This window comes from Catenuloplanes nepalensis (assembly GCF_030811575.1).
Lineage (GTDB): Bacteria > Actinomycetota > Actinomycetes > Mycobacteriales > Micromonosporaceae > Catenuloplanes > Catenuloplanes nepalensis.
The window spans coordinates 8,996,620-9,011,282 of the sequence record NZ_JAUSRA010000001.1 but is presented as its reverse complement, the minus strand read 5'-3'; the positions used below and the strand labels follow the sequence as shown (position 1 = coordinate 9,011,282).

The following is a 14,663-nucleotide window of genomic DNA, read 5'->3' as shown; positions in this document are numbered from 1 at the left end:
AGTATGACGTCGACGTGCGATCGAGGAAACCTCCCTTGCCGATGCCAACCGGCGGCGCCTGGCCGCCCCCGCAGCTCGCACCGGCCTACCAGGCCTACCGGGACTGGGACGCCTGGTACGACGGCAGCCCGGACAAACTCACCGCCGTCTACAACGGCCGCGCCGTCACCGGCCAGACCCTCCCGCCATCCCAGCGCCTCTACCCCGGCCAGCGCGCAGGCGGGCTCGTCGGCCGCGTCTCCCGCTGGCTGTGGGGCAGCCCGCCACCGAGCGACGCCCGGGACGGCCGACTCCACGTGCCGCTCCCGGCCGACCTCACCGCGGCGGCCGCGAACTTGCTCTTCTCCGAGACGCCGCGGCTCACCGCGGAGGACACCGCGGTGCAGGCCCGCCTCGACCAGCTGATCGAGGACGGGCTCACGACCACGCTCCTGCACGCGGCCGAGGCCGACTCCGCGCTCGGCGACGTCTACCTCCGCCCGGTCGTCGACCAGGAGGTCTCGCCCGGAAAGGCGTTCCTCGCTGCGGTACACGCGGACGGCGCGGTTCCCACGATCCGGTGGGGCCGGCTCTTGGAGGTCACGTTCTGGTCGGTGCTGGAGGTCGACGGGAACACCTGGGTACGGCTGCTGGAGCACCACTCACGCGGCCGGATCGAGTACGCGCTCTTCATCGGCACCGCCACCGATCTTGGTCAGCGGCGCGCGTTCGCCGACCACCCCGGCGCCGCCTACCTCGCCGACTTGGTCGACGACAGCTCCGGGCAGAGCACCGGTCTTGACCGGCTCGACGTCGTCCGTATCCCGAACGCCGGCCCTCAGCGCCGCTGGCGCACGCTGCCCGCGTTGAAGTACCTCGGCCGGTCCGACCTCGACGGCTCCGAGCAGATTTTCGACCGGATCGATGACGTGTGGACCAGCTGGATGCGCGACATCCACCTCGCCCGCGCCCGCATCATGGTGCCGGACTACATGCTCACCTCGAACGGGCCCGGAGCCGGCAGCAGCTTCGACGCGGACCGCGAGGTCTTCCGCGCCCTGCGGATGCCCCCGAACAGCGAGAGCGCGGGCGGTCAGATCACCGTGGCGCAGTTCGCGATCCGCCACGCCGAGCACAAGGCGACCGGCGACGCACTCGTGGAACTCGCGCTCCGGCACGCCGGCCTCAGCTCGCAAACCCTCGGCGACGAGGGCGACGTCGCGGTCACCGCCACCGAGGTTCAAGCCCGCGAGCGGCAGTCGTTCACCACGCGCGGGACCCGAGTCCAGAGCTGGGCGCCGGCCATTGCGGAGGCGGTCGAGCTGCTGCTCGCCGTCGAGCGGGTGCAGCTCGGCGGCCGCGCCGATCCAGTCCGGCCGAACGTCGAGTTCGGCGACTCCGTCTCGGAATCCCCCGAGACCATCGCCCGCACGCTTCAGCTGCTTCAAGCGGCCGAGGCGGTCTCCCTCGACACCAAGGTCCGCATGCTCCACCCGGACTGGGCGGACCCCGACGTGCGCGCGGAGGTCGAGCGGATCAAGCAGGACAGCGGCACCGGCGCAGACCCGGAGCAGGTCCTGGCCGGCTTCGCCGGCAACACCAGCCAAGACGGCGACGTGCCCGGTGAGGGCGAGAACGAGGAGCCGGCCGAGGAGTAGGCAATGGCGGTCGCGCCCGAGGACATCGACGCGATCGCACAGGCCACGGCCGCGGTCTACGCGGAGGCCGAGCAGCAGATCCTCGCGACCGTCGCGCAGTGGCTCGCCCGCGGCATCGACGCGCCGACGTGGGCCGAGGAGCGGCTCGCTGCCGTGTCCGGGCTTCGCCGGGCTGCCGAGGCGATCGTTGTGCGCCTCCAGGCGGACCAGGGCGACGCGGTCCGGCGCGCGATCGCGGCCGGCTATCGCACCGGCCGCGCTGGCGCGCTGCTCGACCTGCCCGACGACCTCGTCCCACCGGCCGTCCGGGCGGACGCGCGGACCCGGGCGCTGCGGACCGACGCGATGGAGTCCCTCGCCGCGGCGCTCGTCACCGACCTTGGTGAGCGCTGCCGGAACGTGCTCCGGCACGTCGAGGACGTCTACCGGCGCACCGTCACAGGTGCGGTCGCCCGCTCCATCACCGGGAACCTCACCCGCAGGCAGGCCTCGCAGGCCGCCTTCCAAGGCTTCATCGACCAGGGTGTGGCCTCGTTCGTCGATGCGCGCGGCCGCACCTGGCGGCTGTCCTCCTACGTCGAGATGGCCGTCCGGACCGTCACCCAGCGCGCCGCAGTCCAGGGCCAGACTGACCGGCTCGATGACCTCGGGATCCGGCTCGTCTACGTCTCCGACGTCACCCAGGAGTGCGAGCGGTGCCGGCCCTTCGAGGGCAAGGTGCTGCGGACCGACGACGGACCCACCGGCCGGATCGACGTTCCGAGCGCGGTCTCCGCGAAGCAGGTCACGGTCACCGTCGCGGCGTCGCTCGACGACGCGCGCCGCCGCGGCTTCCAGCACCCGAACTGCCGCCACAGCGTCCGCGCGTACCTGCCCGGAGCCACCCGGCTCCCGACCGGGCCGACCGGGGACCCGGACGGCGACGTCGCCCGGCAGCGGCAGCGCGCGATCGAGCGGCAGATCCGCAAGTGGAAGGAGCGGCAGCAGGGCGCCCTCGACCCGGCCGCGGTCAAGGCCTCCGGCGCCAAGGTTGGGGCCTGGCAGCAGGCGATGCGCGAGCATCTCGCCGCCAACCCCACCCTCAAGCGCTTGCCGTACCGTGAGCAGCTCGGCGCCGGATCCACCCCGCCGCCCGGCACCCGCGTCGACCCGGCGCGGCCTCTCGCCGGCGGTGGCGGCGGCCGGCCGTTGCAGCCGGAAGACCTCGACCTCACCCCGCCGGAACCGGCCGCGCCGGAGCCGACACCGACCGAGCAGGTGGAGAGCGGCGACTTCTCCGCGCTTACCCGGGTCGGGCCGCAGGCCGGCTCGAACGAGGGCGGCCTGTTCGAGGCCGCGGACGGCTCGCGCTGGTACGTCAAGTCCCAGCGCTCCGAGGCGCATGCGAACAACGAGGCGCTCGCGTCCGCGCTCTACCGCGAGGCCGGTATCGACACGCCGCAGGTCGTCCGCGGCCGCGGCACACCCGGGCTGTCCGGCGAGCACCACACCGCATCCCGGCTTGTCGCCGACGCGGTCTCGGACCTGGACTCCCGGCTCCTCGACGGCGCGTACCGATCGAAGGTCCGCGACGGGTTCGGGGTGGACGCGTGGCTGGCGAACTGGGACACCGTCGGCCTGAACTTCGACAACGTCGTTACTGGCGGGGACGGCAAGCCGTGGCGCATCGACCTCGGTGGGAGCCTGCTCTTCCGCGCCCGTGGCGACGCGAAGGGCGCCGCGTTCGGTGACCAGGTCACCGAGTGGACCTCCCTGCGAGACACGGCCAGCGCCCCTCAGGCGGCGCTGCTGTTCGGGCAGATCACCCGGGCCGAGATGGTCCGCGCCGTACGCGCGGTGCAGAAGGTCACGATCGCCCGGATTCGCGAGCTGGCCGAGGAGCACGGGCTCTCCGACCTCGCGAAGCAGCTGATCGCGCGCCGAAAGGACCTCGTCGACCGGCTACCGGAGCTGCGCGAGGAGGCCAAGCGGCACGCCGCGTTCGACAAGCGCCACAAGGCCGCCCTCGCGTTGCAGGACGCGCTCGACGCCGTACAGCACCAGCTGACCGACGACAGCTATCTGCGACCCGCGCCCGCCGGGTGGGACTCCGCGCGGGTCAGACAGGCGGAGAGTGCGCTGCAGTCGTACCGCGGCTTCGGGTTCGAGGACATGAACGACCTTCTCCGCAGCGGCGAGAGGAACGCCCGCATCGAGCGGCAGATCGCGATGATCGACGCCGTGCACGCGGAGTCGACGCTGCCGCGCGACGTCGTCGTGTACCGGGGGTTCAGGAGCCCGGCCAAGATCTTCGGTTCCGCCTGGAACGATATCGACCTGGTCGGTCTGACGTGGGACGACGCAGGATTCGCGTCCACCAGCGTCGATCAGCGTGTGGCAGAGAACTTCGCGAACATGTCCGGCAGCGTCGTGATGCGCATCGTGCAGCCGAAGGGCACCAGCGCGATTCGGCTCTCCAGCCTCGCCCCGCCCGACCGGCACCCGTCCGGCATCGACGAGGAGGCCGAGCTGCTGGTCCCGCGCGGTCAGCGACGGCGGGTCGTCGCTGACCATGGCGTGGACGCGGCTGGAAGGCGGATACTTGACGTGGAGGTGATCGACTGATGGCAACACAGGACGAGGCACGCCCGCGGTCGATCGCCGACCGCTGGGACGACGTTTCGCCGGTGATCGTGGTGTCCGGCCCGTCGCAGCCGCCGGTTCACCCGCGCCGGTTGCTCGAAGACGCGCCCGCTGCGCCGGCTGCCGAACGGCCGGCGCCGGCACGCCGCCGACGCCGGCGATAGCAAGGCTGGCCGTCACATCTTCTTGAGGGCGTCCTCGTACTTAGGGCGGTCCTCAGCGGGCGTGCGTGCCGCCGCGTAGGACAGGACGATCCCGCCCGAGCGGTAGGCCTCCGTGCCCGCGGCCTCCACGTACTTCGCTGCCGCGGCAGCATCATCGAACGACAGCACTGTGATTGCGTCGGTCGTGATGCGCTCCTTGCAGCCGAGCTCACCGCAGCCTGACGAGTTGTCGCGCGGGTTCGACACGGCCAGCCCGGCGCGCTCAAACGCGTCGATCACCTCCTGAGCTGTCGGCCCAGCCGCGGAGCCGCCGTCCGCGGTGGCCGGCGCGCTGCCGTCCGGCTCGTTCGACCCGCCGGTCAGCGCGCCGATGACACCGAACCCGACGATCAGCAGCAGCACGCCCAGCACCACGAGGCCAGCTATCGCCGGCGTGCTGAGGCCCTTTGTTCTCTGTGCGCTCACGCGATCACTCCATGTTGGTCAGTGGGGGCGGGGCGCACGGTACCGGCTGCCCGCAAGGCGAGGCGGTCACCTACCCGACACACCCTCAAGGAGGGGACGTCTTTGTCCCGAAACACCCTCCCCACCGCCATGACTCCCGGCTTCATCAACCCGCGCACCGGCCAGCGCGTCATCCCGGGCAAGGTCCTCGGGTACCGGCGCAACGGCCAGCCGATCCACGTGATCGCGGGCGGCTCCGGCGAAGGCGAGACCGGCCAGGCCGACAGCGACGGCACCGACGACAGCAGCGCGGACGCCGACGACGCGAACCCGAGTTCTGGGTCCGGCGCGGGCAAGAAGCCGGCGCTCGACGGTAAGTACGACCCCGACCGCGCGATGGCGGCTCTCGGCAAGGCCCGCGAGGACGCCGCACGCGAGAAGGACGCTCGCCAGAAGGCCGAAAAGGCGCAGCAGGAGAAGCTCGACGCGGTACTGATGGCGCTCGGGCTCAAGCCCGACCCGAAGACCGACCCGGCCGCGACCGCCGCGGCGGTCGCGAAGGAGCTGGCGGACGCACAGACACGGCTGCGTGAGGCCCTCGTCGAGAACGCGCTCTTCAAGGTCGCCAGCAAGGCCGGCGCCGACGTGAATGCGCTCCAGGACTCGCGCTCCTTCATGCGCCAGCTCGCCGACCTGGACCCGGCCGCGACCGACTTCGAGAAGGCGGTCGCCGAGGCGGTCAAGGCCGCGATCAAGGCCAACCCGAAGCTCGCCGCCGCCGCGCCGGCCGCCGGTCAAGGACCGGCCCGTCAGGGCGCCGACCACTCCGGCGGCGGCACCGGACGCCAGCGCCCCGCCCTCGGCGCCGCGATCGCGGCTCGCATGAACGGCAGCTGACCCACCATCCCGAACTGAGCTAGGAGGCTCCGAGTGCCCGTCACTCTCGCCCAGGCCCAGGTGAACGTGCAGGACGACGTCGCTTTCGCGGTGATCGACGACCTGCGCCGGTACTCCTGGCTTCTGGACCGCATTGTCTTCGACGACACCGTCAACCCCACCGGCGGGACCACGCTGACCTACGGCTACACCCGGCTGGTCACGCCCCGCACCGCCGCGTTCCGCGCCCTCAACACCGAGTACGTGCCCGGCCAGGCCGTCCGCCAGCGATACAACGTCGACCTCAAGCCGCACGGTGGTGCGTTCGAACTGGACCGGGTCCTCGCCCACCTCGGCCAGCGCGCCACGGACGAGGCCACCTTCCAGGTCACGCAGCTCACCACGGCCGTGCACCAGAAGTTCCAAGAGGAACTGATCAACGGCGACATCGCCGTGGACGCCAACGGGTTCGACGGTCTCGACAAGATCCTCACCGGCGCATCCACCGAGTACGACCCACTGACCAACGGCACCGCGACCGGCTACCTGAACTGGTCCGCGTCCGCGATCACCACGCAGGCGCTCGCGATGGCCGCCCTCGACCAGCTCGACGAGATGCTCGCGAAGATCATCCCTTCGAAGACCGGCGGCGGAGACCTCAGCGCTCCCGGTGCACTCCCGCCCGGCGAGAAGGCGATCCTCGGCAACACGAAGAGCATCACGCGCATTCGGGCGCTGGCCCGCTGGGCAGGCCTCTACACCGTCGAGAAGGACGACGTGGGCCGCCAGGTCGAACGGTACGGCCCGTGGGTGCTGGTCGACCTCGGCGACGGGCAGACCGGCGCATCGCCGATCGTCCCGATCTACAGCGCCGACGCGGACAACGCCGGTTCCGGCGGCACGATCACCGGCCTGACCGACATCTACGCGGTCACGTTCGGCATGGACGCCCTCCACGCGGCCGCGGTCGCGAACAAGCCGCTCGTCGAGACGTGGCTGCCCGACTACACCACCGCCGGCGCGGTGAAGAAGGGCGAGGTCGAGATGGGGCCGACGGCCGCGGTGCTGAAGTCCACCCGGGCGTGCGGCGTGCTGCGGAAGGTCAAGGTGCAGTGATGATCCAGGTCAAGATCACCGCTCCGACCCCGTTCTCCGGGAAGGTCGCCTCGGTCGGGTTCGTCGACGGTGTCGCCATGGTCGACCCGGCCGAGCACCGAGCGGCGCTCGCGTACTTCCGCCGCCGCGGCGGCTACGTCATCGACGAGAACACCCCGGACACGCCCGCCCGGACGCCGGAGCGGCCGGCGCCGCCGAAGAAGACCGCGTCGACCGAGATGTGGCGGGCGTGGGCCGTCGAGCACGGCGGCATGCCGCAGGAGGCTGCGGACACGATGTCCCGCGACCAGCTCGCGGACCACTTCGAGAACGTGGCCAAGACTGCGGACCAGTCCTGACCGTCGCCCGGTCCCGTACGGGACCGGGCGCCCAAGGAGAAGCGATGCCGTTCCCGTACGCGACATCGGAGCAGCTCAGGGCGCACCTCGGCGTGCTCCCGGCTGACGCCGATCAGCTACTCGTCCGGGCGTCCCGGGACGTCCGGCACGCCACCCGCTGCGCCGTCTACGCCGTCGACGAGAACGGGGAGGCCACCGACCTGGCCGTCGTCGTCGCGCTCCGGGACGCGGTCCTGGAGCAGATCGCCGCCGGGCGCGCCTCCGGGGACAAGACCGGGCTCGGCGCGAGCACACCATCGTCGTTCAGCATCGGCCGGCTCTCCGTCAGCGCCCCCACCGGGACCACCGCGGCGGCAGGCGTGAAGGTCGGGGCGCTGTGGATGCAGGCGTGGCTCGTCCTCGACGACGCCGGCCTGCTCGGGCAGCCGCAGTCATGACGTGGGAGGAGTTCATCGCCGCGTGCGGCCTGGCCCCGGCCACGATCACGGTCGAGGCGTACGAGGGGGCCGGTGCGCACGGCGACGTTTACGCGCCGGCGGCCGAGATCACGCCGTGCATCGTGGAGGCGGCCCGCCGCCGCGTCTCCGCGCAGACGCAGGACGCTGCCGGCGCCGAGGTGCTGTCGTCCACGACCATCTACTGCCCGCCCGGCACGGTCGTGCCGCCCGGCTCGCGCGTCACGGCCGCCGGTCGGACCGGCCGCGTGATCGCGGTAGCAGACCTGGACGCCCACGGGCTCGACCTGCCCGCGCACGTCGAACTGTCCTTGGAGTAGCGGTGGAACTGGAGTGGGACAACGCCCACGTCCAAGCGGTCCTCAGCGAGGCCAGCCTCGACGGGCTCCGTCTCGCCGCCGAGCACCTGTTGCAGGTGTCCTCCTCCCGCGCCCCGCTGGAGGAAGGCGACCTAGAACGGTCCGGTGACATCGACACCGACGAGGTCGAGATCGCCGTCTCCGTGTACTTCGACCGGCCGTACGCCGTCCGCCAGCACGAGGAACTCACCTGGCGGCACGACGCCGGACGCACCGCGAAATACCTGGAAGACCCCATGAACGAGGAGGCCGAGACCATGGCGGCGATCATCGCCAAGGCCGCCGGCCACCCGCTCAGCTAGGAGACGGACACGATGGCGATCGGTGAAGGCTGGACCGCGCGACTTCTCACCGGGCTCGCCGAGCACCTGGCCGCCGCCGGCATCGGCGCCTGGCGACCGGACGGCAGCCCGTACCGGGCGGCCGAAACCGCGATCGTCTACCGGTCGATCCCCCCGGCCCCGGACCGGCTCATCACCCTCGCCCCGTACCCGGTGACCGGGCAGCCCGGCCTCGCCGACGTCGTCCAGGCGGTCCAGATCCGACTCCGCGGCACCGCGGACCCGCGGGCGTGCGACGACCTCGCCGACGCGATCTACAACCTCCTGGACGGTGCCAGCGGGCTCCGGTGGGGCGGGATCGCGGTCGTGCAGGTCTACCGGCAGTCGCATACCTCACTCGGCCAGGACGGCACCGGCCGATGGGAACGCTCGGAGAACTACTACGTCGCGGCGATGCGCCCGACCTCGAACAACACCGATTGACCAGGAAGAGGAGGCGTCATGTCGACGACCCCGACCACCCGCGTCACCGCCCTCGCCCGGCGGATGCGGGTCGACATCGACACGGCCGTCTACCCGGCCGTGAGCTATCAGCAGCTGCTCGGCATGCAGGAGCTGAAGCTCATCGAGGAGCTGAGGACCGAGTCCGACGAGGGCTACGACGACGAGGGCGCCGCCCGGGAATCGGTCACCGGCTACAGCTGGCGCTTGGAGGCGAAGATCCTGCACTCGACGAACGCGGCCGGCACGACCATCGACCCCGTGCAGGCGTTCCTCCGCGCGCGATTCAACGCCATCCTCTCCACCGGCTCCGTGGCGGCCGGCGAGTTCGGCGTGCGCTGGTACGACCGCAACGGCCTGGAGGGCGACTCGAAGGAGGGGCGCGCCTACATCAAGGCGTGGCCGCCGGACGGCGGCAACTCCACCGCCCTCGACACCGTCTCCATCGTCATCCAGGGCCAGGGCCGGCTCAGCGAGATCACGAACCCGCTCGCCACGTCCACGCCCGCCGTGTCCGCGGTCAACCCTGCGGGCGGACCGACCGCGGGCGGCGCTCTGGTCAACGTCTACGGCCAGAAGTTCACCGGCGCGGTAGGCGCGGCCGCGGTCAAGTTCGGCGCCACCAACGCCATCTCCTGGACGCTGATCAACGACGGGCACATCGTGGCCGTGGCCCCGGCCGGTGCCGCTGGCACCGTGCAGGTGGCGGTCACGACCCCCGCAGGCACCTCCGCCAACACGGCGGCCGACGACTTCGTGTACGCGTGACGACCAGGCTTGCCGACCTCGACGAGTTCTTCTCCCCCGGGCTCGTGCTCACGGTCCGGGGGCAGGAGTACACGGTGCCGCTCGCGTCAGCCGAGCTGGGTGTGTGGTGCCGTCGTATGGCGGTCGCGACCGGCGAGATCACCCACGCGTCTACGGCGGCGGAGATGCAGGCGGCGATCGAGCGGATCGACGCTGTGCCAGAGCTGCCCGGCCCCGCGCTGACGCTGCCGGAGCGGGTGCTCGGCGACGTCTACGCCCGAATGGTCGCCGACGAGGTGCCGGACCCGTACGTCCAGTTCTGTGGCGCGACCGCCTACATCTGGATCATCAGCGACGAGGAGACCGCGGCCCGGTACTGGCAGTCGGGAGGCCGCCCGGAAGCACTTCGCCCGGCGGGCAGCCGGGCGGAGCGGCGGGCCCGGACTGGCGGGAGCAATACGGCCGCGGCCACCGCGACCCCGTCAGCGGCCTCTACGAGTGGTACGACATCCCGCCCGAGCAGGCGGACCGGTCGGAGGCGCCGCGCGTAGCGTGGCTCGACATCCTCGCGCGCTGGCGTCTGCTGGAGGCCGACCTCCACGACGTCTACGGCGTCGACCTCGGCGATCCCGTGGTGCTCCGCACGCGGTCGTGGCGGTGGCTGGAGACCCGCATCCTCGGCCTGCTGTCCGCCGACACCCGCCTTCACCGGGCGCTGTTCCCTCCGCCCGAGACCCCACGCCCATGAAGGAGGTGCCAACGTGCTGAAGCTCGGCGAGCTGTCCACCGTGCTGAAAGCCGACCTGGAGCCCTTCCGGCGCGACCTACGCCGCGCGAAGCAGGCCTTCCAAGAGCACGGCCAGGAGCTGAAGGCTGGCGCGGCGGTGGCCGGCGCGGCGATCGCGGCCGCGCTCGGTTCCGGCATCGCCTCCGCCCTCCAGCTGGACGCGGCGAAGACGAAGCTCGCCGCGCAGCTCGGCGGCGATCCGACCTACGCCGCCGACATGGGACGGATCGCCGGCGCCGTCTACGCGCGCGGCTTTGGTGAGTCCGCGGAGGCGGTCGGCGAGACCCTGCGCGGAGTTCTGACGTCCGGCCTGGTCGACGAGGACGCCACCAGCGCGGAAATCGAGGCCCTCACCATCAAGGCGCAGGCCTTGGCGGACACGTTCGGCGTGGACGTCACGCAAACCGCGCGGGCGGCCGGGCAGATGATCCGTACCGGCCTCGCCGACAGCGCGGCCGAGGCGTTCGACATCCTCGTCCGCGGCTTCCAACAGAGCGGCGACCACGCCGGAGACACCCTGGACACCGTCTCCGAATACAGCACCCAGTTCCGAAAGCTTGGCCTCGACGCTGCCGAGGCGTTCGGGCTGCTGCTGCAAGGGCTGAAGGCTGGCGCCCGCGACTCCGACACCGTGGCGGACGCACTGAAGGAGTTCGCGATCCTCGCGATCGACGGCAGCGAGGCCACCTCGGAGGCGTTCAAGGCGCTCGGGCTCGACGCGACCACGATGGCCGCGCAGATTGCGGCGGGCGGCGAAGGGGCACAGGTCGGCCTTCAGACGGTGCTGGACAAGCTCCGGGCGATCGAGGATCCGGTCACCCGCGATGCGATCGCGGTCGGGCTCTTCGGTACGAAGGCGGAAGATCTCGGCGCCGCGCTGTTCGCCCTCGACCCCGAGTCCGCCGCGAAGGGCCTCGGCGAGGTCACCGGTGCCGCGGACCAGCTCGGCCAGACGCTGGAGGAGAGCGCGAGCCAGCGCTTGGAGGCGTTCAAGCGGCAGGCCCAGGCCGCGCTCGTCGAGAAGCTCGCCGCCGCGGTTCCGTACATCGAAGCGACCGCGCGGTGGCTGTCCGAGCACTCCGCGATCGTCGGCCCGCTCGCGGTCGGCCTCGGCATCCTCGCCGCCGCCATCGGCATTATCACGCTCGCCACGAACATCTACACCGCCGCGCAGGCCGCGCTCAACACGGTGATGCTGCTGTCCCCGACCACGTGGATCATCCTGGCCATCGTCGCCCTGATCGCGATCATCGTTCTCATCGCGACCAAGACCACGTGGTTTCAGGATGCGTGGGCGTGGGCGTGGGGCGGCATTAAGGCCGCGGCGCTCGCGGTCGGCCGCTGGTTTCGGGACACCCTGTGGCGCGACTGGATCCTCGGCGCCTGGAACGGGATCATCTCGGCCGGCGAACGCGTCTGGGGCTGGATGTCCTCCCTCCCCGGCAAGATCAAGAACGCGTTCGCCCGGATCGCGGACATCCTGTCCTCGCCGTTCCGGTGGGCATTCAACCGGATCGCGGGCAGCTGGAACGCCACGATCGGCCGCCTGTCGTGGACCGTGCCCAGCTGGGTCCCCGGCCTCGGCGGTAACACCATTAGCGTGCCGCAACTGCCGATGCTCGCGAAGGGCGGCCACATCCTCGCTTCCGGCGCCGCCATCGTCGGCGAGGCCGGGCCGGAGCTGGTCCACCTCGACAAGGGCGCCACCGTCCAGCCGCTCACCGGCGGCGGCCACGGCGAGGCGCGCGAACTCCGGCTGCGACTGATCCACGAGACGCCGGAAGGCCGGGTGTTGCGCGAGCAGCTGATCGACTACGCCGGCCAGATCGGCGTGGCCCCGTCCGCTCTTCTCCCGTCAACGAGGTAGCGCGTGAACCCCGAGATCACCCTGCGGGCCGGGCTTGCAGTTCCCACCCGCCACCACCAGGTCGTCCATACGCTGACCGACCTGGCCCCGCGCACCACGCTGATTCTGGCGCCCGCGGCCGACCAGGTCATCACCGCGCACATCTCCCTCAGCGAGCCCGTTACCGGCGGACCGATCGTCGCCGGCGTCATCGCGCGCGCCACCGACGGCGACAACCGCTATGCCGCGGAGGTGCTGTTCGGGGCGGACCAGCGGGTGCAGGTGCAGATCAGCCGGACCGTGGCCGGGACCACGACGGTGCTCGCCGCCGCGCGCGTTCACCTGGTCACGTACGTCGCCGGCATGGTGGTAGGGCTGGCGTTCTCCGTCGTGGAGTCGGCCCTTCAGGCCCGCGTCTGGAACGTCGCCGACCGCGAGCCGGACGGCTGGCAGGTCGAGACCACCGACACCGCCCTGTCCGGTGCGGGCTCGTGCGGGTGGAGGTCCGCCCGGAACTCCTTGAACAGCAACACGGCTCCGGCCATCAGCTTCACGGGATCGGTCGGGCCGTACTGGGTGGACCTGACAGGCCGGTTGCACTACGGGGCCGGCGGGCAGGCGGTCTCGGTTTCGATCGGACGACAGACCGAATCAACCGATGTCGAGCCAACCCGGATCGGGGTGACGCTCAAGAACGCTGACGGCTGGCTCACCCCGAGAAATCCCGCCAGCCCTTGGCACCAGCGGTGGGGGCACGGTACCCAGCTACGGCTGACTGAGCGTGTCGCCGGGGTGGAGGTGATGCTCGCGACCACCTACCTGGAGATGCCGGAGATGACCCTCGTCTCACCGGGTCGGGTGCAGCCGGTGACGTGCACCGCGATTGACGTTCTTGGCGTACTCGACGCTGCGGCGCCGCTGGAGGGCAACCTTGCCGAGCACATCCGGCACGTCGCGGACGAGCGGCTCGTCGACTGGCTTCCCCTGTCCGACCCGGTGCCGCCGGTGTCCGCGATCACCGGTCAGCCTTCCTGGGTCAGGACCTACGCGGGGACGGCGAAGGGCTTTGAGGCGGTCGACGCGGCCGGCGTGCTTGTGGCGCAGACCGTTGCAGGCCCAGACGGCGATGACCAGTCCTACATGCAATGGAACCCCGCCGACAACCTGGACGCCGGTACGTCGGCCTCCGCCACGATCGTCTACCCGACGAACTTCACCACCACCGATCAGGTCGCCGTCTCCGTGTGGGTGCGGTACCGCGAGCCGACCTACGATATCGCGACCAGCCCGTTCCTGCGGTCTCCTGGCGTCTGGACGTTCGCAAATCTGACGGACGCAGCTGATGACTTTCTGCAGCTCAACATGGGGTACGAGGGGACCGGTGCCGACCGGTTCCGGAAGCTGCTGGTCAGGGCCTCGAACGGTGGGGTGACCGAACAGATCAACCCCGGCCGCGACCGAACCTTCAATCACGATCAATGGGCGTTGGCGACCCTGCGACTCGACGTCGTCGCAGGCATCCTCGATCTCTGGATCGGTGACGACTACTCCTCCACCCTGACGGCCGCGAGCCTCGCCGGGAGCGCCTTCTCGACGGACGTACTCACGCTCGGAGCGGACTACGAAGGCGCCCTCGCACACCTGCAGGTGCGGAAGGGTGCTCCCGCGTGGACGCGCGAGGAGCACATCGCCCAGCACCGGCACGGCTTCGAGGGCCTGGAGCGGCAGACGGTGGCCGAGCGAGTGGCGACGATCGCCCGATACGCGGGCGTGCCCGCCTGGGACGTCGACATGCCGAATGCCGCGTCGACACCGCTCCGGCGGCCGGCGCTGGCGGGGCAGTCCCCGGCCGCGGCAGCACGCGCGGCAGCAACATCCGGTCAAGACCTCCTTATTACGGACGGTAGAGGGCACATCACTGCGGTTCCGCGCACGCGCCGGTACGCGCAGCCCGTCACGATGCAGATCCCGTTCGGCTGGATCGAAAGCCGCTCGCTGAAGTACCGCACCGACCGGCCGATCACCGACGCGACAGCCACCATCCCGAACCGGACCACGACACGCCGCAGCGACCCGGCCCGGCGACGTCGATACGGCACCAACCCACGCTCCGTCACCCTGGACTCGGCCGTCGACGGCGACGCCACCGCGTGGGCGACCTGGACGCTTCGCACCGGCGACCGGCCGCGCACCCGCATCCCGGGCCTGCGGCTCAACATGCTCAGCCGCACCCCCGCCGAGCGCCTCCAGTTGCTCGGGATCAAGGTCGGCGACCGAATCGAGGTAACGGAGGTCCCGAACGCGTCACCGGATGACATCGGCGATCAGATCGTGCAGGGGATCGAGCACACCATCGGCCCCGGCTCCTCCCGCTGGATCCAATTCCGCACCTCACCCCTGCTCGGCCCCACACCCGGGCAGCCACCCGCCGGCATACGCGTCGGAGATGCCGTCGTCGGCCCCGACACCCGCATCACCTACTGACGAAAG

At 71.3% G+C, this 14,663-nt stretch carries 15 protein-coding genes; 14 read left to right on the top strand and 1 reads right to left on the bottom strand.

What is annotated here, in order from left to right; all coding sequences use genetic code 11:
- Positions 1-41: 41 nt before the first annotated feature.
- Positions 42-1,637 (top strand): phage portal protein, encoded by a 1,596-nt coding sequence (locus J2S43_RS39210; RefSeq protein ID WP_306839758.1) that lies wholly within the window; start codon positions 42-44, stop codon positions 1,635-1,637.
- Positions 1,638-1,640: 3 nt separating this feature from the next.
- Positions 1,641-4,241 (top strand): phage minor capsid protein, encoded by a 2,601-nt coding sequence (locus J2S43_RS39205; protein WP_306838160.1) that lies wholly within the window; start codon positions 1,641-1,643, stop codon positions 4,239-4,241.
- Between the two features lie 194 nt (positions 4,242-4,435).
- On the opposite strand, the gene J2S43_RS39200 is transcribed toward J2S43_RS39205, so the two are convergent.
- Positions 4,436-4,825: a hypothetical protein gene (locus tag J2S43_RS39200; protein WP_306838158.1), complete on the bottom strand. Its 390-nt coding sequence runs from the start codon at positions 4,823-4,825 to the stop codon at positions 4,436-4,438.
- A 165-nt stretch (positions 4,826-4,990) separates the two neighbouring features.
- On the opposite strand from J2S43_RS39200, the gene J2S43_RS39195 reads away from it, so the two are divergent.
- Genes J2S43_RS39195 through J2S43_RS39140 form a run of 12 tightly spaced genes read left to right on the top strand, consistent with a single transcriptional unit; the run spans position 4,991 to position 14,657 of the window.
- Entirely contained in the window at positions 4,991-5,764 is a 774-nt protein-coding gene (locus tag J2S43_RS39195) for a hypothetical protein (RefSeq protein WP_306838156.1), read from the top strand.
- Between the two features lie 33 nt (positions 5,765-5,797).
- Positions 5,798-6,859: a major capsid protein gene (locus tag J2S43_RS39190; protein ID WP_306838154.1), complete on the top strand. Its 1,062-nt coding sequence runs from the start codon at positions 5,798-5,800 to the stop codon at positions 6,857-6,859.
- On the top strand, positions 6,859-7,197 hold the full coding sequence (locus J2S43_RS39185) for a hypothetical protein (RefSeq protein WP_306838152.1): 339 nt from the start codon (positions 6,859-6,861) through the stop codon (positions 7,195-7,197). The genes J2S43_RS39190 and J2S43_RS39185 overlap by 1 nt, the downstream gene beginning before the upstream one ends.
- 44 nt (positions 7,198-7,241) lie before the next feature.
- Complete coding sequence (locus J2S43_RS39180) at positions 7,242-7,634, top strand: hypothetical protein (RefSeq protein ID WP_306838150.1); 393 nt, start codon at positions 7,242-7,244, stop codon at positions 7,632-7,634.
- Positions 7,631-7,972, top strand: a complete 342-nt coding sequence (locus J2S43_RS39175; protein ID WP_306838149.1) for a hypothetical protein — start codon at positions 7,631-7,633, stop codon at positions 7,970-7,972. The genes J2S43_RS39180 and J2S43_RS39175 overlap by 4 nt, the downstream gene beginning before the upstream one ends.
- A 2-nt stretch (positions 7,973-7,974) precedes the next feature.
- The gene (locus J2S43_RS39170; protein WP_306838147.1) at positions 7,975-8,313 is read left to right on the top strand and encodes a hypothetical protein; all 339 of its coding nucleotides are present in this window, start codon (positions 7,975-7,977) and stop codon (positions 8,311-8,313) included.
- Positions 8,314-8,325: 12 nt separating this feature from the next.
- Complete coding sequence (locus J2S43_RS39165) at positions 8,326-8,775, top strand: minor capsid protein (protein WP_306838145.1); 450 nt, start codon at positions 8,326-8,328, stop codon at positions 8,773-8,775.
- An 18-nt stretch (positions 8,776-8,793) separates the two neighbouring features.
- Positions 8,794-9,561: a phage tail tube protein gene (locus J2S43_RS39160; protein ID WP_306838143.1), complete on the top strand. Its 768-nt coding sequence runs from the start codon at positions 8,794-8,796 to the stop codon at positions 9,559-9,561.
- On the top strand, positions 9,558-10,091 hold the full coding sequence (locus J2S43_RS39155) for a DUF7426 family protein (protein ID WP_306838141.1): 534 nt from the start codon (positions 9,558-9,560) through the stop codon (positions 10,089-10,091). Before J2S43_RS39160 ends, J2S43_RS39155 begins: the two co-directional genes overlap by 4 nt.
- Positions 10,049-10,288, top strand: a complete 240-nt coding sequence (locus J2S43_RS39150; protein WP_306839756.1) for a hypothetical protein — start codon at positions 10,049-10,051, stop codon at positions 10,286-10,288. The genes J2S43_RS39155 and J2S43_RS39150 overlap by 43 nt, the downstream gene beginning before the upstream one ends.
- Positions 10,289-10,301: 13 nt before the next feature.
- Entirely contained in the window at positions 10,302-12,194 is a 1,893-nt protein-coding gene (locus tag J2S43_RS39145; protein ID WP_306838139.1) for a phage tail tape measure protein, read from the top strand.
- Positions 12,195-12,197: 3 nt separating this feature from the next.
- Positions 12,198-14,657 (top strand): hypothetical protein, encoded by a 2,460-nt coding sequence (locus tag J2S43_RS39140; RefSeq protein WP_306838137.1) that lies wholly within the window; start codon positions 12,198-12,200, stop codon positions 14,655-14,657.
- Positions 14,658-14,663: the final 6 nt, after the last annotated feature.

Coding starts and splice junctions, on each gene's coding strand:
- J2S43_RS39180 (WP_306838150.1), top strand. CDS start 7,242: ATGCCGTTCCCGTACGCGACATCGGAGCAGCTCAGGGCGCACCTCGGC.
- J2S43_RS39160 (WP_306838143.1), top strand. CDS start 8,794: ATGTCGACGACCCCGACCACCCGCGTCACCGCCCTCGCCCGGCGGATG.
- J2S43_RS39165 (WP_306838145.1), top strand. CDS start 8,326: ATGGCGATCGGTGAAGGCTGGACCGCGCGACTTCTCACCGGGCTCGCC.
- J2S43_RS39175 (WP_306838149.1), top strand. CDS start 7,631: ATGACGTGGGAGGAGTTCATCGCCGCGTGCGGCCTGGCCCCGGCCACG.
- J2S43_RS39205 (WP_306838160.1), top strand. CDS start 1,641: ATGGCGGTCGCGCCCGAGGACATCGACGCGATCGCACAGGCCACGGCC.
- J2S43_RS39210 (WP_306839758.1), top strand. CDS start 42: ATGCCAACCGGCGGCGCCTGGCCGCCCCCGCAGCTCGCACCGGCCTAC.
- J2S43_RS39185 (WP_306838152.1), top strand. CDS start 6,859: ATGATCCAGGTCAAGATCACCGCTCCGACCCCGTTCTCCGGGAAGGTC.